This window comes from Mycobacterium timonense (assembly GCF_025821985.1).
GTDB classification, from domain to species: domain Bacteria; phylum Actinomycetota; class Actinomycetes; order Mycobacteriales; family Mycobacteriaceae; genus Mycobacterium; species Mycobacterium avium.
This window is the reverse complement of record NZ_JACKSY010000104.1, coordinates 247,958-271,747: the sequence shown is the minus strand read 5'-3', so window position 1 is coordinate 271,747 and position 23,790 is coordinate 247,958. Positions and strand designations below refer to the sequence as shown.

Annotated in this window: 25 protein-coding genes; 16 read left to right on the top strand and 9 right to left on the bottom strand. The window is 68.0% G+C overall.

The genetic code is table 11. The features are described 5' to 3' along the window. Window positions 1-39: 39 nt before the first annotated feature. Window positions 40-900, top strand: coding sequence for a cyclopropane mycolic acid synthase family methyltransferase (locus H7I87_RS23840; protein ID WP_003873739.1), 861 nt, complete (start codon window positions 40-42; stop codon window positions 898-900). A gap of 18 nt (window positions 901-918) precedes the next feature. Here H7I87_RS23840 and pcaA read toward each other — a convergent pair whose 3' ends face one another. Further along, window positions 919-1,785 (bottom strand): cyclopropane mycolic acid synthase PcaA, encoded by an 867-nt coding sequence (pcaA, locus tag H7I87_RS23835; RefSeq protein ID WP_009979325.1) that lies wholly within the window; start codon window positions 1,783-1,785, stop codon window positions 919-921. Between the two features lie 135 nt (window positions 1,786-1,920). After that, window positions 1,921-2,628 carry a TetR/AcrR family transcriptional regulator gene (locus H7I87_RS23830; protein ID WP_010950184.1) on the bottom strand — a complete coding sequence of 236 codons (708 nt, stop codon included), beginning with the start codon at window positions 2,626-2,628 and terminating at the stop codon, window positions 1,921-1,923. Window positions 2,629-2,763: 135 nt separating this feature from the next. On the opposite strand from H7I87_RS23830, the gene H7I87_RS23825 reads away from it, so the two are divergent. The 6 genes from H7I87_RS23825 to deoC all read left to right on the top strand — a co-directional run bounded on the left by H7I87_RS23825 (window position 2,764) and on the right by deoC (window position 6,870). Next, window positions 2,764-4,074 (top strand): DUF445 domain-containing protein, encoded by a 1,311-nt coding sequence (locus H7I87_RS23825; RefSeq protein WP_009979323.1) that lies wholly within the window; start codon window positions 2,764-2,766, stop codon window positions 4,072-4,074. 83 nt (window positions 4,075-4,157) lie between these two features. Continuing rightward, window positions 4,158-4,574 carry a helix-turn-helix domain-containing protein gene (locus tag H7I87_RS23820; protein ID WP_003873735.1) on the top strand — a complete coding sequence of 139 codons (417 nt, stop codon included), beginning with the start codon at window positions 4,158-4,160 and terminating at the stop codon, window positions 4,572-4,574. A gap of 204 nt (window positions 4,575-4,778) precedes the next feature. Beyond that, the gene (hbhA, locus tag H7I87_RS23815; protein ID WP_023866985.1) at window positions 4,779-5,396 is read left to right on the top strand and encodes a heparin-binding hemagglutinin HbhA; all 618 of its coding nucleotides are present in this window, start codon (window positions 4,779-4,781) and stop codon (window positions 5,394-5,396) included. Between the two features lie 88 nt (window positions 5,397-5,484). After that, complete coding sequence (locus H7I87_RS23810; protein ID WP_003879303.1) at window positions 5,485-5,772, top strand: DUF2516 family protein; 288 nt, start codon at window positions 5,485-5,487, stop codon at window positions 5,770-5,772. Window positions 5,773-5,776: 4 nt separating this feature from the next. Then, window positions 5,777-6,202: a DUF2599 domain-containing protein gene (locus H7I87_RS23805; protein ID WP_033727318.1), complete on the top strand. Its 426-nt coding sequence runs from the start codon at window positions 5,777-5,779 to the stop codon at window positions 6,200-6,202. Next, window positions 6,199-6,870 carry a deoxyribose-phosphate aldolase gene (gene deoC, locus H7I87_RS23800; RefSeq protein ID WP_009979318.1) on the top strand — a complete coding sequence of 224 codons (672 nt, stop codon included), beginning with the start codon at window positions 6,199-6,201 and terminating at the stop codon, window positions 6,868-6,870. The genes H7I87_RS23805 and deoC overlap by 4 nt, the downstream gene beginning before the upstream one ends. 12 nt (window positions 6,871-6,882) lie before the next feature. Here the strand turns inward: deoC and H7I87_RS23795 are convergent, their stop codons facing one another. The 3 genes from H7I87_RS23795 to H7I87_RS23785 all read right to left on the bottom strand — a co-directional run bounded on the left by H7I87_RS23795 (window position 6,883) and on the right by H7I87_RS23785 (window position 9,429). Continuing rightward, window positions 6,883-7,941, bottom strand: coding sequence for an LmeA family phospholipid-binding protein (locus H7I87_RS23795; RefSeq protein WP_011726184.1), 1,059 nt, complete (start codon window positions 7,939-7,941; stop codon window positions 6,883-6,885). After that, window positions 7,938-8,762: a carbon-nitrogen hydrolase family protein gene (locus H7I87_RS23790; RefSeq protein WP_011726183.1), complete on the bottom strand. Its 825-nt coding sequence runs from the start codon at window positions 8,760-8,762 to the stop codon at window positions 7,938-7,940. The genes H7I87_RS23795 and H7I87_RS23790 overlap by 4 nt, the downstream gene beginning before the upstream one ends. A 142-nt stretch (window positions 8,763-8,904) precedes the next feature. Further along, the gene (locus tag H7I87_RS23785) at window positions 8,905-9,429 is read right to left on the bottom strand and encodes a DUF2505 domain-containing protein (protein WP_003873729.1); all 525 of its coding nucleotides are present in this window, start codon (window positions 9,427-9,429) and stop codon (window positions 8,905-8,907) included. 26 nt (window positions 9,430-9,455) lie between these two features. Between H7I87_RS23785 and H7I87_RS23780 the strand changes: the two genes are divergently transcribed. Together H7I87_RS23780 and H7I87_RS23775 are read left to right on the top strand one after the other, a co-directional pair. Further along, the gene (locus tag H7I87_RS23780) at window positions 9,456-10,574 is read left to right on the top strand and encodes a UDP-N-acetylmuramate dehydrogenase (RefSeq protein ID WP_023862175.1); all 1,119 of its coding nucleotides are present in this window, start codon (window positions 9,456-9,458) and stop codon (window positions 10,572-10,574) included. A 33-nt stretch (window positions 10,575-10,607) separates the two neighbouring features. Next, entirely contained in the window at window positions 10,608-11,987 is a 1,380-nt protein-coding gene (locus tag H7I87_RS23775; RefSeq protein ID WP_170924260.1) for a L,D-transpeptidase, read from the top strand. Here the strand turns inward: H7I87_RS23775 and H7I87_RS23770 are convergent. Further along, the gene (locus H7I87_RS23770; protein WP_011726182.1) at window positions 11,971-12,720 is read right to left on the bottom strand and encodes an SDR family NAD(P)-dependent oxidoreductase; all 750 of its coding nucleotides are present in this window, start codon (window positions 12,718-12,720) and stop codon (window positions 11,971-11,973) included. The two genes, H7I87_RS23775 and H7I87_RS23770, sit on opposite strands and share 17 nt — an antisense overlap. A 226-nt stretch (window positions 12,721-12,946) precedes the next feature. Between H7I87_RS23770 and H7I87_RS23765 the strand changes: the two genes are divergently transcribed. The 6 genes from H7I87_RS23765 (at window position 12,947) to regX (ending at window position 19,058) form a co-directional block, all read left to right on the top strand. Then, window positions 12,947-14,233, top strand: a complete 1,287-nt coding sequence (locus tag H7I87_RS23765) for an ROK family protein (protein WP_003879307.1) — start codon at window positions 12,947-12,949, stop codon at window positions 14,231-14,233. A gap of 63 nt (window positions 14,234-14,296) precedes the next feature. Further along, a complete protein-coding gene (gene mshA / locus H7I87_RS23760) occupies window positions 14,297-15,571 on the top strand; it encodes a D-inositol-3-phosphate glycosyltransferase (protein ID WP_011726181.1) in 1,275 nt (424 codons plus the stop codon). Beyond that, window positions 15,568-16,077, top strand: coding sequence for a type III secretion system chaperone family protein (locus H7I87_RS23755; RefSeq protein WP_003873723.1), 510 nt, complete (start codon window positions 15,568-15,570; stop codon window positions 16,075-16,077). Before mshA ends, H7I87_RS23755 begins: the two co-directional genes overlap by 4 nt. 53 nt (window positions 16,078-16,130) lie before the next feature. Continuing rightward, on the top strand, window positions 16,131-16,880 hold the full coding sequence (locus H7I87_RS23750) for a phosphoglyceromutase (protein WP_003873722.1): 750 nt from the start codon (window positions 16,131-16,133) through the stop codon (window positions 16,878-16,880). A 165-nt stretch (window positions 16,881-17,045) separates the two neighbouring features. Further along, window positions 17,046-18,272 (top strand): sensor histidine kinase, encoded by a 1,227-nt coding sequence (locus H7I87_RS23745; protein ID WP_085989655.1) that lies wholly within the window; start codon window positions 17,046-17,048, stop codon window positions 18,270-18,272. Between the two features lie 102 nt (window positions 18,273-18,374). Further along, window positions 18,375-19,058 carry a two-component sensory transduction protein RegX gene (gene regX, locus H7I87_RS23740; RefSeq protein ID WP_007768263.1) on the top strand — a complete coding sequence of 228 codons (684 nt, stop codon included), beginning with the start codon at window positions 18,375-18,377 and terminating at the stop codon, window positions 19,056-19,058. A gap of 152 nt (window positions 19,059-19,210) precedes the next feature. On the opposite strand, the gene H7I87_RS23735 is transcribed toward regX, so the two are convergent. The 3 genes from H7I87_RS23735 to H7I87_RS23725 all read right to left on the bottom strand — a co-directional run bounded on the left by H7I87_RS23735 (window position 19,211) and on the right by H7I87_RS23725 (window position 23,201). Further along, entirely contained in the window at window positions 19,211-19,846 is a 636-nt protein-coding gene (locus H7I87_RS23735) for a TetR/AcrR family transcriptional regulator (protein ID WP_023862177.1), read from the bottom strand. Between the two features lie 62 nt (window positions 19,847-19,908). After that, window positions 19,909-22,782, bottom strand: a complete 2,874-nt coding sequence (locus tag H7I87_RS23730) for an MMPL/RND family transporter (protein WP_033724731.1) — start codon at window positions 22,780-22,782, stop codon at window positions 19,909-19,911. Continuing rightward, window positions 22,779-23,201 (bottom strand): MmpS family transport accessory protein, encoded by a 423-nt coding sequence (locus H7I87_RS23725; protein ID WP_033724818.1) that lies wholly within the window; start codon window positions 23,199-23,201, stop codon window positions 22,779-22,781. Before H7I87_RS23725 ends, H7I87_RS23730 begins: the two co-directional genes overlap by 4 nt. A 373-nt stretch (window positions 23,202-23,574) precedes the next feature. On the opposite strand from H7I87_RS23725, the gene H7I87_RS23720 reads away from it, so the two are divergent. Further along, window positions 23,575-23,787, top strand: a complete 213-nt coding sequence (locus tag H7I87_RS23720; RefSeq protein WP_134796631.1) for a hypothetical protein — start codon at window positions 23,575-23,577, stop codon at window positions 23,785-23,787. Window positions 23,788-23,790 lie beyond the last annotated feature (3 nt).

The window sequence follows — 23,790 nt, the reverse complement described above, 5'->3', positions numbered from 1 at the left end:
TATGCTCGCGTTCAATAAGATGAAAGGTTTGTGCCGCGCATGACGGGCTTGGAACCGTATTACGAGGAATCGCAGTCCATCTACGACGTCTCCGACGAATTCTTTGCGTTATTTCTCGATCCGACCATGGCCTACACGTGCGCCTTCTTCGAACGCGACGACATGACGCTCGAAGAAGCGCAAACCGCGAAGTTCGACCTGGCGCTGGGCAAGCTGAACCTCGAGCCCGGGATGACGCTGCTGGACATCGGGTGTGGCTGGGGCGGCGCACTGAAGCGGGCCCTGGAGAAGTATGACGTCAACGTCATCGGAATCACGTTGAGCCGCAACCAATTCGAATACAGCAAGAAGCTGCTGGCCGGATTTCCGACGGACCGCAACATCGAGGTGCGGCTGCAGGGCTGGGAAGAGTTCGACGACAAGGTCGACCGGATCGTCACCATCGGCGCCTTCGAGGCGTTCAAAATGGAGCGCTATTCCGCATTTTTCGACCGCGCCTACGACATCCTGCCCGACGACGGCCGGATGCTTTTGCACACCATCTTGACCTACACCCAGAAACAGCAGCACGAGCGCGGCGTTTCGATCACGATGAGCGATTTACGGTTCATGCGGTTCATCGGCCAGGAAATTTTCCCGGGCGGCCAGTTGCCGGCGCAGGAGGACATTTTCAAATTCGGTGAGGCGGCGGGCTTTTCGGTGGAGCGGGTGCAGCTGCTGCGCGAGCACTACGCGCGGACCCTCAACATCTGGGCGGCGAACCTGGAGGCCAACAAGGACAAGGCCATCGCCATCCAGTCGCAAGCGGTCTACGACCGCTACATGCACTACCTGACCGGGTGCGAGAACTTCTTCCGCAAGGGCATCAGCAACGTGGGGCAATTCACGCTGGTCAAGTAGGCGGGTCGGGCAGGACGGCTACTTCTTCTCCATGGTGAACTGGTTGACGTCGGTGTAGCCCTCCCGGAACAGCTTGGCGCAGCCGGTCAAATACTTCATGTACCGGTCGTAGACCTCTTGGGACTGGATGGCGATGGCCTGCTCGCGATTGGCCTCGAGCGCCTGCGCCCACAGGTCCAGCGTCCGGGCGTAGTGCAGCTGCAGCGACTGCACCCGGGTCAGGTCGAAGCCCGCCGTCACGCCGTATTCGCCGACGGTCTGCGGTGTGGGCAGCCAGCCGCCGGGGAAGATCTCGGCCAGGATGAACCGGGAGAACTCGACGATCTCGTGGGTCAGCTTCATGCCCTTGGCCCGGGCGTCTTTGAAGGAGGGCCGAACGATGGTGTGCAGCAACATGATTCCGCCGGGCGGCAGCACGTCGTAGGCCATCCTGAAGAAGCGGCCGTAGCGTTGCCGGCCGAAGTGCTCGAACGCGCCGATCGAGACGATGCGGTCCACGGGCTCGTGGAACTTCTCCCAGCCCTCCAGCAGCACCCGCCGGGTGCGCGGGGTGTCCATCGCGTCGAAGGTCTTCTGCACGTGCTCGGCCTGGTTCTCCGACAGTGTCAGGCCCACCACGTTGACGTCATACTTCTCGATGGCCCGCCGCATGGTGGCGCCCCAGCCACACCCGATGTCCAGCAACGTCATTCCCGGCTCGAGCTTCAACTTGCCCAGCGCCAGGTCGATCTTGGCGATCTGGGCCTCTTCCAGGGTCATGTCGTCGCGCTCGAAGTACGCGCAGCTGTAGGTCTGAGTGGGGTCCAGGAACAGGCGGAAGAAGTCGTCGGACAAGTCGTAGTGGGCCTGCACGTTTCCAAAATGCGGCGTGAGCTGCACGGACATGTCGACACGAGCCTTTCTATATGAGATGGCGGGGGTGGGCAGCCACGCAACCACCCCGCTTCGTCCCCCAACGCTGTCCTGCATGGTAGTCGCTGGGGCGGGTGAAGTCGCCCTGCCCGGGCCGGTGCCGGGGCGTCAGAGCGCCGCTTCCCGCGGCGGCACGATGGGCGACGGGTGCGGCTCTTCGCGGAACTTCTCCAGCGACCCGCCGACTTCCACGATCCCCTTGAGCGCGTTCCAGCTCAGCATCGTCAGGTAGTCGATCAGCTCGTCGCGGCTCATCCGCGGGTACGACATCCAGGAGTGGGTGGCCAGTTGCACACCGCCGACGATCAGGTACGCCCACGGTTCCACGCCGCCGGTGTCCATTCCGGCGTGCTGCATGCGCCGGCGCATCAGCACCGCGAGCATGCGCGCGATGATGCGCTCGGAGTCGGCGATGACCTTGCTCTTGCTGGCCGAGCTGTTGGACATCACGAACCGGTACGGCTCGGGTTCGTTGGCCACGGTCTCTACGTAGACCCGGATGACCTCGCGGGTCAGGTCGAAGCCGTCCAGGCCGGAGGTGAGCGCGGCGGCCATGTTGGGAATCAGCGTGGTCTGGGTGAACCGCATCATCACGGCGGTCGTGAGGTCGTTCTTGTCCACGAAGTAGCGGTAGAGCACCGTCTTGGAGACCCCGATCTCGGCGGCGATCTCGTCCATGCTCAGCGCGCCGCCGAGCCGGCGAATCGCGTCGATCGTGCCGTCGACCAGTTCGTTGCGACGGTCCACTTTGTGCTGATGCCAGCGCCGCTTGCGCCCGTCCATTTTGACGCTCGCAGCCGTGATTTGCTCTGCCACTATCGCCGAAATCCCATTCCCTAGACGCCCTCGATACTACGGCGTGGACCGGCCGGTTCGCGGTCTTGGCCCGGGCGTGGACGACCGTCGCGCGCGGTGTCGTCACACCAATCGGCGGGAAAGATAGATGATGGAGTGGTGGCACACAGAGCCTCGGGCCGCACCTCGTTCGCCGAATCCTTCGCCGGCGCCGATCCGCAGGCCGACGCGCAGCGGCGGGTGGCGCTGCGCCGGATGAAGGCGGTGGCGCTGAGTTTCCTGATCGGTGCCACCGGCCTGTTTTTGGCCTGCCGATGGGCGCAGGCGCAGCCCGGCGTGGGCGCCTGGGTCGGTTATGTCGGCGCGGCCGCGGAGGCCGGGATGGTGGGCGCGCTGGCGGACTGGTTCGCGGTGACGGCGCTGTTCCGCCATCCGCTGGGCATCCCGATCCCGCACACCGCCATCATCAAGCGCAAGAAGGACCAGCTGGGGGAGGGCCTGGGCACCTTCGTGCGGGAGAACTTCCTATCGCCGGAGGTGGTGGAGACCAAGCTGCGCGACGCGCAGGTGTCCGGCCGGCTGGGTAAGTGGCTGTCGGAAGCCGCGCACGCCGAACGGGTGGCCGGCGAGACGGCCACGGTGCTGCGGGTGCTGGTGGAGCTGCTGCGCGACGAAGACGTCCAGCAGGTGATCGACCGGATGATCGTGCGCCGCATCGCCGAACCGCAGTGGGGTCCGCCGGTGGGCCGGGTGCTGGCGACGCTGCTGGCCGAGAACCGGCAGGAGGCGCTGATCCAGCTGCTGGCCGACCGCGCCTTCCAGTGGTCGCTGAACGCCGGCGAGGTCATCCAGCGGGTGGTCGAGCGCGACTCGCCGACCTGGTCGCCGCGCTTCATCGACCACCTGGTGGGCGATCGCATCCACCGCGAGCTGATGGACTTCACCGACAAGGTGCGCCGCAACCCCGACCACGAACTGCGCCGGTCGGCGACCCGCTTCCTGTTCGAATTCGCCGACGACCTGCAGCACGACCCGGACACCATCGCCCGCGCCGACGCCATCAAGGAGCAGCTGATGGCGCGCGACGAGATCGCCAATGCCGCCGCGACGGCCTGGAAGACGCTGAAACGGCTGGTGCTCGAGGGCGTGGACGACCCGTCCAGCGCGCTGCGCAGCCGCATCGCCGACACCGTGGTGCGCATCGGGGAGTCGTTGCGCGACGACGCCGACCTGCGCGACAAGGTCGACAACTGGCTGGTTCGGGCCGCCCAGCACCTGGTCTCGCAGTATGGGGTGGAAATCACAGCGATCATCACCGACACCATCGAGCGCTGGGACGCCGAAGAGGCCAGCCGGCGCATCGAGCTGCACGTCGGCCGTGACCTGCAGTTCATCCGGATCAACGGAACGGTGGTCGGCTCGCTGGCCGGTCTGGTCATCTACGCCGTCGCGCAGCTGCTTTTCTAGCAGTGCTAACAAGTGCTTGCAATAGCAAGCACTTGTAGTAGTCTGAGGGCCGTCCAGACCGACCGTCCGACCAGGAGCACGCCGTGGCACCCGAGGAGAAGCTCTCCGCCAAGGTGTCCAACGCTGCCTCCGACATGGCCTCCGACATCGGCAGCTTCATCCGCAGCCAGCGTGAACTCGCGCAGGTGTCGGTGCGGCAACTCGCCGAGAAGTCCGGGGTCAGCAATCCCTATCTCAGCCAGGTGGAGCGTGGACTGCGCAAGCCATCGGCCGACGTCCTGAACCAGATCGCGAAGGCCCTCCGGGTTTCCGCCGAGGTTCTCTATGTGCGCGCCGGGATCCTCGAGCCCAGCGACAAAAGTCAGGTGCGGGACGCGATCGTCACCGACACCGCGATCACCGAGCGCCAAAAGCAGATCCTGCTCGACATCTACGCATCGTTCACCCAGCAAAACGAAGCCACCCATGAGGAGTGTCCGACCCAGCCCGACAGCGAGTGATCAGTCCGTCGCCGGCGGGTCAGTGATGTATAGACGACCGGCCGCGGGGGTTACCCCACAGTAGGGATCTGGCGGTTCCAGCCCAACTGCATGACGAACGACCGACGCTCCGCGCGGCCCCAGTTGCGAAGGAGACGTTTGCACCTAATTTCCCGACCAGACACCTGACAAACACACAGAGCAGAAACCATGAAAGGAACAACCATGGCGGAAAACCCGAACATCGACGACTTGCGAGCCCCGCTGCTCGCGGCCCTGGGCGCGGCCGACCTGGCCCTGGCCACGGTCAACGACCTGATCGCGAACCTGCGTGAGCGGGCCGAGGAGACCCGCGCCGAGACCCGCACCCGGGTCGAGGAGCGCCGCGCCCGGCTGACCAAGTTCCAGGAGGACCTGCCCGAGCAGTTCACCGAGCTGCGCGACAAGTTCACCACCGAGGAGCTGCGCAAGGCGGCCGAGGGCTACCTGGAGGCGGCGACCAACCGGTACAACGAGCTGGTCGAGCGCGGCGAGGCGGCCCTGCAGCGGCTGCGCAGCCAGACCGCCTTCGAGGACGCCTCCGCGCGCGCCGAGGGCTACGTGGACCAGGCCGTCGAGCTGACCCAGGAGGCGCTGGGCACCGTCGCGTCGCAGACCCGCGCGGTCGGTGAGCGCGCCGCCAAGCTGGTGGGCATCGAGCTGCCGGGCAAGGCGGAGGCCGCCGGCAAGAAGGCCCAGAAGGCCATCGCCAAGGCCCCCGCCAAGAAGGCGCCGGCCAAGAAGGCCCCCGCCAAGAAGGCGCCGGCCAAGAAGGCCGCGGCCAAGAAGGTCACCCAGAAGTAGCACCGCAGTTCCCACGACGCTCGACTCCGAGTTGCCTTCGGGTGACTCGGAGTCGACGTTTTGGACGCCGCCCGCCTACGCTTGAGGCGTGAACCACCTCGTGGGTACCGTCATGCTGGTCTTGCAGATCGCCGTCCTGGTCACGGCGATCTACGCCTTCGTGCATGCCGCGCTGCAGCGCCCCGACGCCTATACCGCCGCCGACAAGCTGACCAAGCCGGTGTGGTTGCTGATCCTGGGCGGGGCGGTGGCTTTGACGTCGGTGCTGGGCTACGTGTTCGGCGTGCTGGGCATGGCGATCGCCGCCTGTGCGGCCGGGGTGTATCTGGTCGATGTGCGGCCCAAACTCCTGGAAATACAGGGCAAGTCGCGCTAGCGGGATGCGGGTTCCGCTGGCCGCGCCGGCCGCGCTGCTGCTGGCGCTGTGCTGGCCGATAGCGCCCGCCGCCGTGCCGGACCCCGGCGCCGGGACGGCCGACCCGCCGTTCATCGACCACACCGAGTGGGCGCAATGGCAGGGCCGAAGCAGCCTGCGGGTCTTCCCGACGCCCGCCGGGCGCACCGCCGCCAAGACGCCCGGGTCGATGGCGATGGCCGACGAGGCCTGGGCCGAGGTGCTCGCCCTGGCCCCGGACGCCGACACCGCCGGGATGCGCGCGCAGTTCCTGTGCCACTGGCAGTTCGCCGAGCTGGGCCGGCCCGGCAAGGTCAGCTGGAACCTGGAGCCGTGGCGCCCCGTCGTCGACGACGCGGAGATGGTCGCCTCCGGCTGCAATCCCGGCGGTCCGGAAGAATCCTTCGGATGACCCCCACCCGCGCCCAGCTGGCGGCATTCGTCGACCACACCCTGCTCAAGCCCGAAGCCACCGCCGCCGACGTCGCCGCCCTGGTCACCGAGGCGGCCGAGCTGGGCGTCTACGCGGTGTGCGTCTCGCCGCCGATGGTTCCCGTCGCCGTGCAGGCCGGTGCCGGCGTGCGGGTGGCCAGCGTGGCGGGATTCCCGTCGGGCAAGCATGTGCCGGCCGTCAAGGCCCACGAGGCCGCGCTGGCGGTGGCCTCCGGTGCCGCCGAGATCGACATGGTCATCGACGTCGGCGCGGCGCTGGCCGGTGACCTCGACGGGGTGCGCGCCGACATCGCGGCGGTGCGCGGCGCCGTCGGCGGCGCCGTGCTCAAGGTGATCGTGGAGTCGTCAGCGCTGCTGGCGCTGGCCGACGAGCACACCCTGGTCCGGGTGTGCCGCGCCGCCGAGGACGCCGGCGCCGACTTCGTCAAGACGTCGACCGGATTCCACCCGACCGGCGGCGCATCCGTGCGGGCGGTCGCCCTGATGGCCGAGGCCGTCGGGGGCCGGCTGGGGGTGAAGGCCAGCGGCGGCATCCGCACCGCCGCCGACGCGCTGGCGATGCTGGATGCCGGCGCCACCCGGCTGGGATTGTCGGGCACCCGGGCCGTGCTCGACGGGCTGGGCTGAGGACCGACGGCGTCAGAGGTTGGCGAAGCAGGGGTCGTTGTTGTTGCCGGTCGGGATGGCGGCGTTGCGGGTGGAGAAGTGGCTGGTCACACCCTTGTCGGTGACCTGCACGCTGTCCGCGTGAATGCCCAGCGGGTAGTTCTTCGTCAGGTTCGAGGTGAAGTCGTCCAGCGTCGACTGCACCGACTCCTTGGGCATGGTGAAGCCCAGCGCGTTGAAGCTGACGATCTGCAGTTGCAACCCGGTGCCCGAGATCACCGGCTTGGCGGTGATGTTGTCCAACATGCCCTTCAGCTCGATGGTGCCGTCGGCGGGATGGGTGGTCACCGTGTTGGTGACGAACGGGCCCAGCACCGGGATGGCGTTCTGCACCGACTGCTTGATGCCGTCGGTGGTCCAGTCGATAGTGGCGTCCAATGCGCCGATGGTGCCCTTCGAGTTGCCGTTGTCCTTGAGCCGGACGTCATTGATATTGATCGAGAGCTTCATGCCCTTGGCGTCGCGGATGTTGTTGCCGGCGGTCTGCACCGAGATGTTGGTGTAGTGCTTGGTCGCCTGCTGCCACAGCATCAGCGGTGTCACGCCGAAGGACGCGGTGGCCTGGTCCTTGACCTCGCAGGCCACCGCCTGGGCGACCTTGGTGTCGGCGACGTGCCGCACGTACAGCTCCGCCCCGATGAACCCGGCGATGATCAGGGCGAACACGATGATGAAGATCAACAGCACCGAGACCGGGTCACGCAGGAACCGGCGCTTCTTTTTCGCCGGCCCGTTGTCGGGGTTCGGCGCGGTGGCCAGCCGCTCGGTGGGCCCGGCGGGCGGGGTGGGCGGCGGCGGGTAGCCGGGCTGCTGCATCTGGGGCCGCGGCGTGCCGAATCGCTCGGTCTGGCCGGGGGGCGGGGGAGCGGGCGCCGGCGGCGGTGGCGGCACCTGACCGGGCGCCTGACCTGGGCCGCCGGTGTTGATCCGCTCGGTCGGCCGTTCCGTCGGAGGCTGGCCGTAGGGTCCCTGGTTGGCGGGACGGCCCCACGTCGACGGGTCCTGCTTCGGGGGTCCTTGTGGGTTCGTCACCCGACCGATTCTGCCCTACCAACCTGAGCAAAGTCCGAGCGGTTGCTGAGCGCCGCGATAGTCTTGCGGGCCTGCGCGACCCGGTCGACGTCGATGTCGGCCAGCACCAGCTGCGGCTGCGCGCCGGCCGACGCGACCACCTCACCCAGCGGTGAGGCGACCAGACTGCCGCCCACCCCGGTCGGCGCCCCCGACGCGGACAGGCTGCCGCCGGGGTCGGCCTGACCGGCCGCGGCGATGTAGCTCATCGAGTCCAGCGCGCGGGCGCGGGCCAGCAGGGTCCACTGGTCGAGTTTGCCGGGCCCCGCGCCCCAGGACGCGCAGACCGCGATCAGCTGGGCGCCGCGGCGGGCCAGCTCGGTGTAGAGCTCGGGGAACCGGATGTCGTAGCAGACGCTCAACCCGACCCGCACCCCGTCGACGCCGACCACCACCGGCTCGCGGCCCGGCGCGACGGTGCGCGATTCGGTGAAGCCGAATGCGTCGTAGAGGTGGATCTTGTCGTAGTGGGTGACCGCCTGGTCGTCCGAATTGGCCACGAGCAGTGTGTTTTTCACGCGGCCGTCGCCGGACGGGGTGAACATGCCGGCGATGACGGTGACGTTCGCCTCGGTCGCGATGCGGCGCACCCCGTCGGCCCAGGGGCCGTCGACCGGCTCGGCGATCGGCGCCAGCGGCACACCGAACCGGCACATGGTGGCCTCGGGGAATACCACCAGCCGCGCGCCCGCCCCGGCGGCCCGGCGGGTGTATTCGCCGACCAGCGCCAGGTTCGCCGCGGGGTCGGTGCCGCTGAGGATCTGCGCCAGCGCGATTCGCATGAGCGCCAGCTTAGGCCCGGCGACGATGCGCGCCGCCGCGGCGGCGTGAGGAGGAGTCGGGCGATCCAGCTTAGGCCCGGCGACGATGCGTGCCGCCGCGGCGGCGCGAGGAGGAGTCGGGCGATCCTGCTTAGGCGCGAGCTCAGGCGGTTTGGGCGATCCACTCGGTGGTGAAGCGCTGCTCGGCGGCAATCAGCTCGGCCAGGCGCGCGCCGATGAAGTTCTCCAGCTTGCCGCCGATGATCGGCACCCGCACCTGGACCGTGGCCCGGAAGGTCAACCGGGCGCCGCCGGTGTCCTCGGCGGGCTCCAGCACGGCGTCGCCGGCCAGATTCACCGGGGCGTCCACGATCGAGCCCACGACCGACCCGGTGGCGGTGCCGCCCGTCACCGGCCCCCACGTCTCCTCGCGGCGGATACACAGATCGCCGCTGTGCAGCTGGGTGACCATGCCCGGCAACTTGTCGCTGCGGATCACCTGCAGCGTGACGACCTCCACGACGTCCTCGTCACCGGACTGTCCGCCGACGCGCATCGACTCCAGCGTCGCCACGTCGACGCCGGAGCTGGCCAGCCTGGCCCGCCAGTAATCGGCATCGGTGAAGGCCCGGTGCACCTCGTCAACGCTGCCGTCGTAGTGGGCCGACAAGTCGAATGAGCGCGGCATAGCAGGTCAGGCTACCGTTACGGGCCATGAAATCCAGCGGTGCCGGTGCGGCGTTCGCCGGCGCGTCAGTGGCCGACGCGGCGCCGCTGGCGCCGCTGACCACGCTGCGGGTCGGACCCACCGCGCGCCGGCTGATCACCTGTGCCAGCAGCGAACAGTTGATCGCCACGTTGCGCCGGCTGGACACCGAAAGGCTTGCCGGACAACGTGATCCGGTGCTGGTGTTCGCCGGCGGCTCGAACCTGGTGATCTCCGACGCGCTGAGTGACCTGACCGCGGTGCGGCTGGCCAACGACGGAATCACCGTCGAGGGCAACCTGGTGCGCGCCCAGGCGGGGGCGGTGTGGGACGACGTCGTGCTCACCGCCATCGAGCACGGCCTGGGCGGGCTGGAATGCCTTTCCGGCATCCCGGGCTCGGCCGGGGCCACCCCGATCCAAAACGTCGGGGCGTACGGCGCCGAGGTCTCCGACACCCTCACCCGGGTCAGGGTGCTGGACCGCGGCAGCGGGCAGGTGCGCTGGGTGCCCGGCACCGAGCTGGAATTCGGTTACCGCACCAGCGTGTTCAAACGGCGCGCCGACGACGGGCTCGAAATCCCTTCCGTGGTACTGGAAGTCGAGTTCGCGCTCGATGCGTCGGGGCGCAGCGCGCCGGTGCGCTACGGCGAGCTGGCCGCCGAGTTGAAGGTGCCCGTCGGCGAGCGCGCCGACCCGCGCGCGGTCCGCGAGGCAGTGCTGGCGCTGCGGGCGCGCAAGGGCATGGTGCTCGACGCCGCCGACCACGACACCTGGAGCGTGGGGTCGTTCTTCACCAACCCGGTGGTGGCCCCCGACGTCTACGAGCGGCTGGCCGGGTCCGTTGACGGGCCGGTGCCGCACTATCCGGCCCCGGGCGGGGTCAAGCTGGCCGCCGGCTGGCTGGTGGAGCGGGCGGGTTTCGGCAAGGGCTATCCGGTCCCGGACCCGGGCGGCCCGGAAGCGCCCTGCCGGCTGTCCACCAAGCACGCGTTGGCGCTGACCAACCGCGGCACGGCCCGCAGCGACGACGTGATCGCCCTGGCCCGGACCATCCGGGACGGGGTGCGGTCTGTGTTTGGCATCACACTGGTGCCCGAGCCCGTCCTGCTCGGTTGCAGGCTGTAGCGGCAAAATTTGCCGACGCGCGCCCGGCGCCCGATTTGTCGCGGCAGGGTTGCCCGATTTTCCCCGGTATCTTTGATTTTCGTGACCCCGTCCAGCGCCCCGCGGCCGTTCAACCGGCGCGTGGCTTTGGCGACCCTCGGGATCGGTGCGCTGGCCCCCGGCGTGCTGGCCGCCTGCGGTGGTGGCACCGCCAAGGAGGCCGAGAAGAAGGAGCAGCCGGCGCTGCGGCTGAAGTACCAGCCCGCCGACGCGGCCCAGAACGTGGTGCCCACCGCGCCGGTCAGCGTCGAGGTGAGCGACGGGTGGTTCCAGCACGTCACGCTGTCGAACTCGTCCGGCAAGGCCGTCGCGGGCACCTTCAACTCCGACCGCACCGTCTACACCACCACGGAGCCGCTCGGCTACGACCAGACCTACACGTGGAGCGGCTCGGCCGTCGGGCACGACGGCAAGACCGTCGCCGTGGCGGGCAAGTTCAGCACCGTGTCGCCCAGCAAGAAGATCAGCGGGGCGTTCCAGCTGGCCGACGGCCAGACCGTCGGGATCGCGGCGCCGATCATCCTGCAGTTCGACGCGCCGATCAGCGACAAGGCCGCGGTCGAGAAGGCGCTCACCGTCACCACCAACCCGCCCGTGGAGGGCAGCTGGGCCTGGCTGCCGGACGAGGCGCAGGGCGCCCGGGCGCACTGGCGCACCCGCGAGTACTACCCCGCCGGCACCACCGTCAACGTGCAGGCCAAGCTGTACGGCCTGCCGTTCGGCGACGGCGCCTACGGCGCCGAGGACATCTCGCTGAACATCAACATCGGCCGGCGCCAGATCGTCAAGGCCGAGGTGTCCTCGCACCGCATCCAGGTGATCCGCGACGAGGGCGTCATCATGGACTTCCCGTGCAGCTACGGCGAGGCCGACAAGGCCCGCAACGTCACCCGCAACGGCATCCACGTGGTCAGCGAGAAGTACGCCGACTTCTACATGTCCAACCCGGCGGCCGGCTACAGCCACGTGCACGAACGCTGGGCGGTGCGGATCTCCAACAACGGCGAGTTCATCCACGCCAACCCGGCCAGCGCCGGCGCGCAGGGCAACACCAACGTCACCAACGGCTGCATCAACCTGTCCACCAGCGACGCCGAGCAGTACTACCAGTCGGCGATCTACGGCGACCCGGTGGAGGTGACCGGCAGCTCCATCCAGCTGTCCTACGCCGACGGCGACATCTGGGACTGGGCGGTGGACTGGGACACCTGGGTGGCCATGTCGGCGTTGCCGCCGCCCACCGCGCACCCGCCGTCGACCCAGATCCCGGTGACCGCGCCGGTCACGCCGTCCAACGCGCCCACCCTGTCGGGCACGCCGACCACGTCGACGACCACGCCGGCCAGCACCGGCCCGGCTACCCCCGGCGGTTGAACCGGCTGGCCGACGCCTGATCGCGCGGCTTCATCACGATCAGATCCAGGTTGACGTGCGCTGGTCGTGACGCGACGAACCCGATCACCTCGGCCACGTCGGCCGCCACCAGCGGGGTGATGCCGGTGTAGACGGCGTCGGCGCGTTGTTGGTCGCCGTCGAAGCGCACCAGCGAGAACTCGGTTTCCACTGCGCCCGGGGCGATCTCGGTCAGCCGCACCGGCTTGCCCAGCAGCTCGCCGCGCAGCGTGCGGTGCAACGCCCCCTGCCCGTGCTTGGCAGCCGTGTAGCCGGCGCCGCCGTCGTAAACCTCAAGTGCCGCAACGGAAGTCACGGTGACGATCAGTCCGTCGCCGGAATCGACCAGCTTGGGCAGCAGCGCGCGGGTGACCCGCAGCGTGCCGATCACGTTGGTCTCCCACATCCACCGCCAGTGCTCGAGGTCGGCCTCAGCGACCGGTTCCAGGCCGCGAGCCCCGCCGGCGTTGTTGACCAGCACGTCGACCCGGCTCAATTTGCTCGCCAGCGCCGCCACCGCGGCGTCGTCTGTGACATCGGCCACAATGGCGGTACCGCCGATCTCGTTGGCCAGGGCGTGGATCCGCTTGGCCCGCCGCGCCACGGCGACGACGTGAAAGCCCTGTGCAGCCAGGGTTCGGGCGGTTGCCTCGCCGATTCCCGAGCTGGCCCCGGTGACCACCGCGACGCGTTCATTCCTGCCAGTTCCAACCATCGAAACAACCTTAGTGAACGTGCTAAATTTTGCGTGTGCACCTCAGCGCTCTGTCCAACATCACCACCGCCGCGTGTCTGTGCGCGGCGGGTGCGTGTTGTTGCTGCGCACTTTGCCGCTCCTGACCCCATGCCAGGTGTGGCCAAGACGGCCAGCAAAATTCGGACAAAGGACGCTCGTGCGCACGAATACCCTCACCCATCCCCATCATTCGCCCGGTCGCGCCGTGGGCCACGCGCCCGGCCCCAAGCCCCACCGCGCGGTGCGCCGGCAGATCGTGCCGCCGGCACTGCACATCCCCGAATCCGCGGCGGCCTCCGTCTTCCGGGCCGTCCGGCTGCGTGGACCCGTCGGCCGTGACGTCATTGCCAACGTCACCTCGCTGAGCATCGCCACGGTCAACCGTCAGGTCATCGCGCTGCTGGAGGCCGGCCTGCTGCGCGAGCGCGCCGACCTGGCGGTCTCCGGCGCCATCGGGCGCCCGCGGGTGCCGGTGGAGGTCAACCACGAGCCGTTCGTGACGCTGGGCATCCACATCGGCGCGCGGACCACCAGCATCGTGGCCACCGACCTGTTCGGCCGCACCCTGGACACGGTCGAGACGCCCACGCCGCGCAACCCGGCCGGGCCCGCGCTGGCGTCCTTGGCCGACAGCGCCCGCCGCTACCTGCGACGCTGGCACCGCCGGCGGCCGCTGTGGATCGGCGTCGCGATCGGCGGCACCGTCGACAGCGCCACCGGCCAGGTGGACCACCCGCGGCTGGGCTGGCGGCAGGCGCCGGTCGGCCAGGTGCTGGCCGACGCGCTGGGCTTGCCCGTGTCGGTGGCCTCCCACGTGGACGCCATGGCCGGGGCCGAGCTGCTGCTGGGCATGCGCCGGTTCCTGCCCAGCTCGCCGACCAGCCTGTACGTGTACGCCCGCGAGACGGTCGGCTATGCGCTGGTGATCGGCGGGCGGGTGCACGTGCCGACCAGCGGCCCGGGCACCATTGCGACCCTGCCGGCGCACTCCGAGCTGCTCGGCGGCACCGGGCAGCTGGAATCGACCGTCAGCGACGAGGCGGTGGTGGCCGTCGCCCGCCAGCTGCGCATCCTGCCGTTCGCCCCGGCGAACCGGGCCAGCGGATCCGCCGCCGGGATCGCCGACCTGCTGCGGGTGGCCCGGGCCGGCAACGAGCAGGCCAGGGAGCTGCTCGCGGAGCGGGGCCGCGTGCTGGGCGAGGCGGTGGCGCTGCTGCGCGACATGCTCAACCCCGACGAGCTGGTGGTCGGCGGGCAGGCCTTCACCGAGTACCCCGAGGCGATGGAGCAGGTGGAGGCGGCGTTCGCGGCGCGCTCGGTGCTGGGGCCGCGCGACATCCGGCTCACCGCCTTCGGCAACCGGGTGCAGGAGGCCGGCGCCGGAACGGTGTCGCTGAGCGGGCTGTACGCCGATCCGTTGAGCGCGATGCGGCGGGCCGGGGCGCTGGACGCCCGGCTGCGCGAGGTCGCGCGGGACGAGTCGTCGGCCTGACCCGACGCCGCCGTGTGCTGCGCACTTGGGCCCGGCGGCGAACCATCCTGTAAAGATGACAGAGTGCGGCACGATGACGTCTTCCGGCTGAATGAGCCGCGCCGGGTCGCCGTGCTGGCGGTCCACACCTCGCCACTGGCCCAGCCCGGCACCGGCGACGCGGGCGGCATGAACGTCTACGTGCTGCAGACCGCCCTGCACCTGGCACGCCGCGGCATCGAGGTGGAGATCTTCACCCGGGCGACCGCCTCGGCCGACCCGCCGGTGCAGCGGGTGGTGCCCGGCGTGGTGGTGCGCAACGTGGTGGCCGGGCCGTTCGAGGGCCTGGACAAATACGATCTGCCCACCCAGCTGTGCGCGTTCGCGGCCGGGGTGCTGCGCGCCGAAGCGTCGCACGAGCCGGGTTACTACGACATCGTGCACTCGCACTACTGGCTGTCCGGGCAGGTCGGCTGGCTGGCGCGCGACCGCTGGGCGGTGCCGCTGGTGCACACCGCGCACACCCTGGCCGCGGTGAAGAATGCCGCGCTGGCGCAAGGGGATTCGCCCGAGCCGCCGCTGCGCACGGTGGGCGAGCAGCAGGTGGTCGACGAGGCCGACCGGCTGATCGTCAACACCGACGACGAAGCGCGGCAACTGATTTCGATCCACCACGCCGACCCGGCCAGGATTGACGTCGTGCATCCCGGGGTGGACCTCGACGTGTTCCGGCCCGGCGACCGTCGCGCCGCCCGGGCCGCGCTGGGGCTGCCGCTCGACGAGGACATCGTGGCGTTCGTCGGCCGCATCCAGCCGCTGAAGGCCCCCGACATCGTGTTGCGTGCCGCTGCGAAACTGCCCGGGGTGCGCATCGTGGTGGCCGGCGGGCCGTCGGGCACCGGCCTGGCCTCGCCGGACGGATTGGCCCTGCTGGCCGACGAACTCGGCATCTCCGCGCGGGTCACGTTCCTGCCCCCGCAGTCCCGCCCGAACCTGGCCACTCTGTTCCAGGCGGCCAATCTTGTTGCGGTGCCGAGCTATTCGGAGTCCTTCGGCCTGGTGGCGCTGGAGGCGCAGGCGTGCGGCACCCCGGTGGCGGCGGCCGCGGTCGGCGGGCTGCCGGTGGCCGTGCGCGACGGCGTCACCGGCACCCTGGTGGCCGGGCACGACGTCGACCACTGGGCCGACGCGCTGGCCGGGCTGCTGCGCGCGCCCGCCCCGGCGGCCGCGGCGATGAGCCGCGCGGCGGCCGCGCACGCCGCCACCTTCTCCTGGGACCACACCACCGACGCGCTGCTGGCCAGCTACCGGCGCGCGATCCGCGAGTACACGACCGAGCGCCGGGGGGTGGGCGCATGAGCGCCACCGTCGAGCGGGTGATCGAGGACACGCTGCAGGCCAGCGGCCTGACCTACTCGAAACACGCTGGGGCGCATGGCGGTCCGTCGGGCCTGGTGGTGGAACTGCCCGGCGAGCGCAAGCTCAAGACCAACACCATCCTGAGCGTCGGCGAGCACTCGGTGCGGGTCGAGGCGTTCGTGTGCCGCAAACCGGACGAGAACCACGAGGGCGTGTACCGGTTCCTGCTCAAACGCAACCGCCGCCTCTACGGCGTGGCCTACACCCTGGACAACGTCGGCGACATCTACCTGGTGGGCCGCATGTCGCTGGCGTCGGTCAGCGGCGACGAGATCGACCGGGTGCTCGGGCAGGTGCTCGAAGCGGTGGACTCGGACTTCAACACGTTGCTGGAGTTGGGTTTTCGCTCGTCGATCCAGAAAGAGTGGGAGTGGCGGGTGTCGCGCGGCGAGTCGCTGAAGAACCTGCAGGCCTTTGCTCATCTGATCGACGACGACGAGGGTTAGCCCGGGTGGCCACGCCCGGCAGCGCTTTTCGGGTGCGTGAGAGACTAACCGGCATGGGTGAGACTGCCACGCTGGTACTGCTGCGCCACGGCGAAAGCGAATGGAACTCGCTGAACCTGTTCACCGGTTGGGTGGACGTCGGGCTGACCGACAAGGGCCGCGCCGAGGCGGTGCGCAGCGGCGAGCTGCTGGCCGAGCAGGGCCTGCTGCCCGACGTGCTCTACACGTCGCTGCTGCGCCGCGCGATCACCACCGCGCATCTGGCCCTCGATGCCGCGGACCGGCTGTGGATCCCGGTGCGGCGCAGCTGGCGGCTCAACGAACGCCACTACGGGGCGCTGCAGGGCCTGGACAAGGCCGAGACGAAGGCGCGCTACGGCGAGGAGCAGTTCATGGCCTGGCGACGCAGCTATGACACGCCGCCGCCGCCGATCGAGCGGGGCAGCACCTACAGCCAGGACGCCGATCCGCGCTACGCCGACATCGGCGGCGGGCCGCTGACCGAGTGCCTGGCCGACGTGGTCGTCCGGTTCCTGCCGTACTTCACCGACGTCATCGTCCCGGACCTGCGCAGCGGCAAGACGGTGCTGATCGTCGCGCACGGCAACTCGCTGCGCGCCCTGGTCAAGCACCTCGATCAGATGTCCGACGACGACGTCGTGGGGCTGAACATCCCGACCGGCATCCCGCTGCGCTACGACTTGGACGCCCGGCTGCGGCCGCTGGTCCCCGGCGGCACCTACCTCGACCCCGAGGCGGCCGCCGCCGGCGCCGCCGCGGTTGCCAGCCAGGGGCGCGGCTGAGGCGTCGAAGCCCGCCGGGAGGCTGCCCAGGGGTGCAGCCGAAAGCCCCATTTCCCAAACAGCGCGTGAACGGAAGCAGAACACCTGTTACGCAAGGCGTGACTTGTCCGATTTTGGCCTCGTTCCGCTAGGGCAGCGTTCAGGAAGATTTGTAGGATTTGCTATGTGACTGTGTTCTCGGCACTGTTGCTGGCCGGGGTCTTGTCCGTGCTGGCACTGGCCGCAGGTGTGGCGGTCGGGACCCGGTTGTCCCCGCGGGCGGCGCAGCGCCGCCAGCGGATCAGCACCGAATGGACCGGGATCACCGTCGCGCAGATGCTGGAACGCATCGTGGCGCTGATGCCGCTGGGCGCGGCGGTGGTGGACGCCCACCGCGACGTCGTCTACCTCAACGACCGGGCCAAGGAGCTGGGCCTGGTGCGCGACCGCCAGCTCGATGACCAGGCCTGGGAGGCCGCGCAGCAGGCGCTGACCGGTGTCGACGTGGAATTCGACCTGCGGCCGGCAAAACGGTCCGGGGGCCGGTCCGGCCTGTCGGTGCACGGGCAGGCGCGGTTGCTCAGCGAGGAAGACCGCCGGTTCGCCGTGGTGTTCGCCCACGACCAGTCCGACTATGCCCGGATGGAGGCGACCCGGCGCGACTTCGTGGCCAACGTCAGCCACGAGCTCAAGACGCCGGTGGGGGCCATGGCGCTGCTCGCCGAGGCGCTGCTGGCGTCGGCCGACGACTCCGAGACCGTGCGCCGGTTCGCCGAGAAGGTGCTGGTCGAGGCCAACCGGCTGGGCGACATGGTTGCCGAGCTGATCGAGCTGTCCCGGCTGCAGGGCGCCGAGCGGTTGACCAACGTCACCGAGGTCGACGTGGATAGTGTTGTGAACGAAGCGATTTCGCGCCACAAGGTGGCGGCCGACAACGCCAACATCGAGGTCCGGACCGACGCCCCCAGCGGTTTGCGGGTGCTGGGCGACGAGACGCTGTTGGTCACCGCGTTGGCCAACCTGGTGTCCAATGCCATCGCCTATTCGCCGCCGGGCTCGCCGGTGTCGATCAGCCGTCGCCGCCGCGGCGACAACATCGAGATCGCCGTCACCGACCGCGGCATCGGCATCGCGCTGGAAGACCAGGAGCGGGTTTTCGAGCGGTTCTTCCGGGGAGACAAGGCGCGCTCACGCGCCACCGGCGGCAGCGGCCTTGGCCTGGCCATCGTCAAGCACGTCGCGGCCAATCACAACGGCACCATCGGGGTGTGGAGCAAGCCGGGCACCGGATCGACGTTCACCCTGTCCATTCCGGCGGCGCCGTCGCATCGGAGCGACGGCGAATCCGAGCAACTGCAGGGTCGTGAGGTGCGGCCCAACCGTTCCCAACGAGAGGAAGAACTAAGCCGATGACCCGCGCGTATGACGATGCAGAGCGTAGCGATGAGGAGGAATCGCGCCGATGACCCGCGCGTATGACGATGCAGAGCGTAGCGATGAGGAGGAATCGCGCCGATGACCAGTGTGCTGATTGTCGAGGACGAGGAGTCGCTGGCCGACCCGCTGGCCTTCTTGCTCCGCAAGGAGGGTTTCGAGGCCACCGTGGTGACCGACGGGTCGGCCGCGCTGGCCGAGTTCGACCGGGGCGGCGCCGACATCGTGCTGCTCGACCTGATGCTGCCCGGAATGTCGGGCACCGACGTCTGCAAGCAGCTGCGCGCGCGGTCCAGCGTGCCGGTGATCATGGTGACCGCCCGGGACAGCGAGATCGACAAGGTCGTCGGCCTCGAGCTCGGCGCCGATGACTATGTGACCAAGCCGTATTCGGCGCGGGAGCTGATCGCGCGGATCCGGGCGGTGCTGCGCCGCGGCGGTGACGACGACTCCGAGATCAGCGACGGCGTGCTCGAATCCGGCCCGGTGCGGATGGACGTCGAACGCCACGTCGTCTCGGTCAACGGTGACACGATCACGTTGCCGCTCAAGGAATTCGACCTGCTCGAGTATCTGATGCGCAACAGTGGCCGGGTGCTGACCCGCGGCCAGCTGATCGACCGGGTGTGGGGCGCCGACTACGTCGGCGACACCAAGACGCTCGACGTGCACGTCAAGCGGCTGCGCTCCAAGATCGAAGCCGACCCGGCCAACCCGGTGCACCTGGTGACCGTGCGCGGGCTGGGCTACAAGCTGGAAGGCTAACTAGCCCGACGGGCGTGCCGGGGGCGGACCGTCGATGTCGAAGACGGTCCGCTCATCGTCGTTGACGCGCGATGGCTGAATCGCTTGACCACCAACGCCTTTCGGCCACGGTTCGGGACGGCCGCGATGCCCGACAACCATCCCGGCGCGAGTTATCGGCGATCGGGCCTGGCAGCACCCGAGGGGTAGGTGACCGCCGGTAGCACCAGCGTATCGATGACCTGCCGGACGAAATCGGCGTCGAAGGTCTGTCCGCCCACGGCCCGCAGCAGGCCCATCGCCACGATCACGTCGGCGACCAGTAACCAATCGCGGTCGCGGGGTATCTCGTCGCGGTCGGCGGCCTGGGCGAAAATGGCCGGCATCACGCGGCGGCCCTTGAAGAGAATCAAATCGTCGAGCGCGCAAGCCAGATCGGGATCGTGAGCGGCCTCCAACGCGACGCGCAGGATTAGCTCATTGGAGATGAGGCCGTCGTCGTGGTGGGCCACGCGCGCGACGAGGGCCTGCAGATCACCCGATAGGCTGCCGGTATTGGGCGGGTCGTCGTCCAACAGATCCGGCCGCCAATAGACCAACGCATCGGTGAGTAGTGCCGTCTTGGATGACCAGCGGCGATAGATGGCGGCTTTACCGACACCGGCCCGTGCGGCGATGGCGTTCATGTTGGTGGCGTCGTAGCCATGTTCGGCCAAAATTTCCAAGGCCGCGTTGAGGATTGCGGGATCACGTGAGCGGTCCAGGCGCCCGTTGGTGCGTTGGCGGAGTTTGGACTGGGATTCGGCCATACACCCGGGTCGACCGGCCGTTGACGGTGGTGTCGACGGCCGGCCAGACGTTCGGGTTGCACTCATGGGGTTGAGAGCCGTGGGATTGGCGCGGTGCTGTCGTCGGAATCGTGCCCGGGGCGGATCCTCTGCACGATTTTGAAGGTGTTCATCGGCCACCAGAACCAGCGGCCCAGTGCCGCAGCGATCGATGGGGTCATGAACGCCCGCACGATCAGCGTGTCGACGATCAGGCCGATGCCGATGGTCATGCCCAGTTGGCCGATGACGCGCAGGTCGCTGACGATCATTGACATCATGGTGAACGCGAACACCATCCCGGCCGCGGTGACGACTCGTCCGGTTGCTCCCATGCCGCGGATGATGCCGGTATGGAGTCCCGCGTGGATCTCCTCTCTGAGGCGCGAGACCACGAGCAGGTTGTAGTCCGAGCCCACCGCCAGCAGGATCACTATGGACAGCGGGATCACGATCCATTGCACGCCTAAGCCCAGGATGTCCTGCCACAACAGCACGGACAGCCCGCACGCGGTGCCCAGCGATGCGGCCACGGTGCCAACGATCACCAGTGCCGCAACCAGACTGCGCGTGATCACCAACATGATCGCGAAGATCAGGATCATCGAAGCGATGACAGCGATCATCAGGTCGGTCTTGATGCCGTCCTGCATGTCGGAGTACATCGATGCGGTGCCGGCAAGCGAAACCTTGGCATTGGACAGTGGCGTGTTTTTGACGGCGTCCGCGACGACACCTTTCAGGTCGCGGACGTGTGCGATGCCTTCGGTGGAGGCCGGGTCGCCCTGGTGGGTGATGATGTAGCGGATCGCTTTGCCGTCGGGCGAGACGAACATCTTGAGGCCACGTTTGAAATCGGGGTTCTGGAACACATCCGGTGGCAGGTAGAAAAAGTCGTCGTTCTTGGCCTGGTCGAAGTACAGGCCGATCTCGGTTGCGCCTTTGGCCAGTTCCTGCTGCTGGGCCTGGGTGCCGGCCATGGTGCTGTGGGTGGCGATCATGAAGTCGCGCATCTTTGCCATCGAGCTGATGGTGTTCTGCAGCACCGGCAACATCTGCGGCAGCAAATGATCCAAACGATCCAAATCGGTGGTGAGGCCTTGTATTTGGTCGGCGAGTGCGTCGATCCCGTCGATGGTGTCGAAGATGGAGCGCAGTGACCAGCAGATCGGGATGTCATAGCAGTGCTTCTCCCAATAGAAGTAGCTGCGCATCGGCCGGAAGAAATCCTCGAAATCGGCGATGTTGTTGCGCAATTCATTGGTGGTGGCCACCATCTCGTGGGTGCGGTCGACCATGCTGTGTGTGGTCTCAGTCATCTCCTTGGTGATGGCGTACATGCGTTCCATGTTGGCGATCGTCCTGCTCATCTCGTCCGCCTGCTCGAGCATTTGCGCCGAGTTGTCGTTGTTGAACTTGGCGCTCTGCAGGGTGCCGGCGTTTTGCGCACCGAGCATGAACGGGATCGAACTGTGCTCGATCGGCGAACCCAGTGGGCGGGTCAGTGTCTGGACCCGGTCGATGCCCCGCATGTGTGCCACGTTTTTGGCGACCCGGTCGATGACGAGCATGTCGGCGGGGTTTCGCAGGTCGTGATCGGCCTCCAGCATCAACAATTCCGGGTTCATCCGAGCCTGGGAAAAGTGGCGTTCCGCGACGCCCATCGCGAGGTTGGCCGGCATGTTGGCGGGGGTGAACTTTTGGTCGTTGTATTGCGGCACATAGGTCAGCAGGCTGATGAAACCGATGACGGCGACCATGGCGGTCACAAAGATGATCGGGATCGGCCACCGAACGACAGTGGTGCCGACCTTGCGCCAACCCCGTGCCGAGAGGTCGCGTTTGGCGTCGAGCAAACCGAATTTGGACCCCACGGTGAGAATCGCCGGTGCCAGCGTCAGCGCCGCGGCGATGATCACCAAGACCGAAATCGCGCATGGCAAACCCATGGTGTTGAAGTACGGCAGTGTGGTGAAGCTCAGGCACATCGTGGCACCGGCAATCGTCAAGCCCGAACCCAGGATGACGTGCGAGACACCGTGGTAGGCCACGTAGAACGCTTCTTCGCGATCGAGGCCCTTCGATCTTTCCTCTTGATATCGGCCGAGCAGGAAGATCACGTAATCTGTTCCGGCAGCCAGGGCCAGCATGGTCACCATGCTCACCGCGTACGGGGTCAGACCGATGATGTGCAGGTAACCCGCTGCGGCGGTAATGCCTTGCGCGGCAAAGAGTTCCAGCCCGATGATGACCATGGACACCAGCATCGTCACGACCGACCGGTAGATGGCGAGCAGCATCACGATGATGACGGCTACCGACACGAGCTCCATCGTCGCCATGCTTTGATGCCCGGCGACCTGAGTGTCGGCGTTGAGCACGCTGTTGCCGGCGACGTGGGCCTTGATACCTGGAGGCGCTGGCACCGAAGCGACGATGTGACGAACAGCGGCCACCGACTCGTGGCTCTCACTGGTGCCCTGCGAGCCGTTGAGGAAGATCTGCACGTACGCGGACTTGCCGTCCACACTCTGCGAGCCCGCCGCGGTTAGCGGATCACTCCAGAAGTCCTGAACGTTCTGCACATGCTGGTGATCGGCCTTCAGCTTGGCGACGATCTCGTCGTAGAACTTGTGCGCGGAGTCGCCGAGCTTGTCCTTCCCCTCGAGCACGACCATCGCCGAAGAATCCGAGTCGTACTGCTGAAAGACCTTGCCGATGTTCAGCATCGCTTGGTAGGACGGCGCACCGGTCGGACTCATCGGTACCGACCGGCTTGCCGCGACCTCGTCGAGGGAGGGGACCAGGATGCCCAGGCCGACCGCCACGAGTGCCCAGAACACGATGATCGGCAGCGAGAAGATCCGGACCATCCGTCCCAAGAACGGGCGATGGGGAGTCGAGTGCTGGATGCTCATACGGATTTCACCAAGCAGTAGATGAACGGTTTGACCAAGTCGGTGCTCCTCCGGTCGTCGCGCACGTTGCCGTCGACCGTGACCCGGCAGCGCAGGTCGCTGACGTTTCGGTCACCCTGAGCCATGATGTTGGCCGACATCGACGGCAGCGTCGTCACGATCGTGAATGACCAAGGCAGCGGCGTGTTTTCGACGAGATGGGGTTGACCGTTCTCGTCGAGGTAGTTGAGGTTCGCGGTGCCACCGGAACCGGTGATCTCGTACGTGATGTGCTTCGGGTTGAAGTTGGCGGTAATCCCAGACCCCTCCGCCGGCTTCGGCGCTCGCGGTCCTCCGGACCCGTGAATACGCAGGATGGCATAGGCGCCGAGCGCGACCACGACCACAAGAACCAGTGGGATCCAGAAGCGCTTCACCAGCCGGTAAACCACGGCGCGCCCCCTGCCCTTTTCGCTTCTTCCATTCAAGACCCATGGCAGTCGAGTTGCCATGTCGCTCGCCGCGGCGGAACCCGAGTTCCCCGATGCGACCGTCAAAAACCTACCTCATAACGGGCGGCCACCCCGCCAACGGGTGCGGCGGGCATCACCGACGCCGGCTACGGCTGGGCGAAGTGGCCCGGTGAGAACGCCAAAGTTCTACCTCCACGTCACCCGTTCGACGTCGTCGAAAACACTATGGCCTGCGCTTACCGCCGTGATCGGGCGCAGTGTGGCAACATCAGACCTCGCTGTGATTCAGCTCACTACCGGTGTATGTTTGTGGCTGACTCATGGATGGAGGAGGCAGTCAATGATCCGAAGGCAGAACCGGGCAGCGATCGCCGGTCCGTCTCCAGCCTCGGGGGCGTCGATCACCGCTCACCGGCTATGGGTAAGTCTGCTCCTGATGCTCTTCATAGCGGGCGTCAGCACCACGTTTGTGGCCGCGGCGCTCGGGCAGGTGCTCATGGCAATGATCATCGGCCTCATTACCGGCGCGTTCTTCGCCGGCATGGCCAGCTGACAG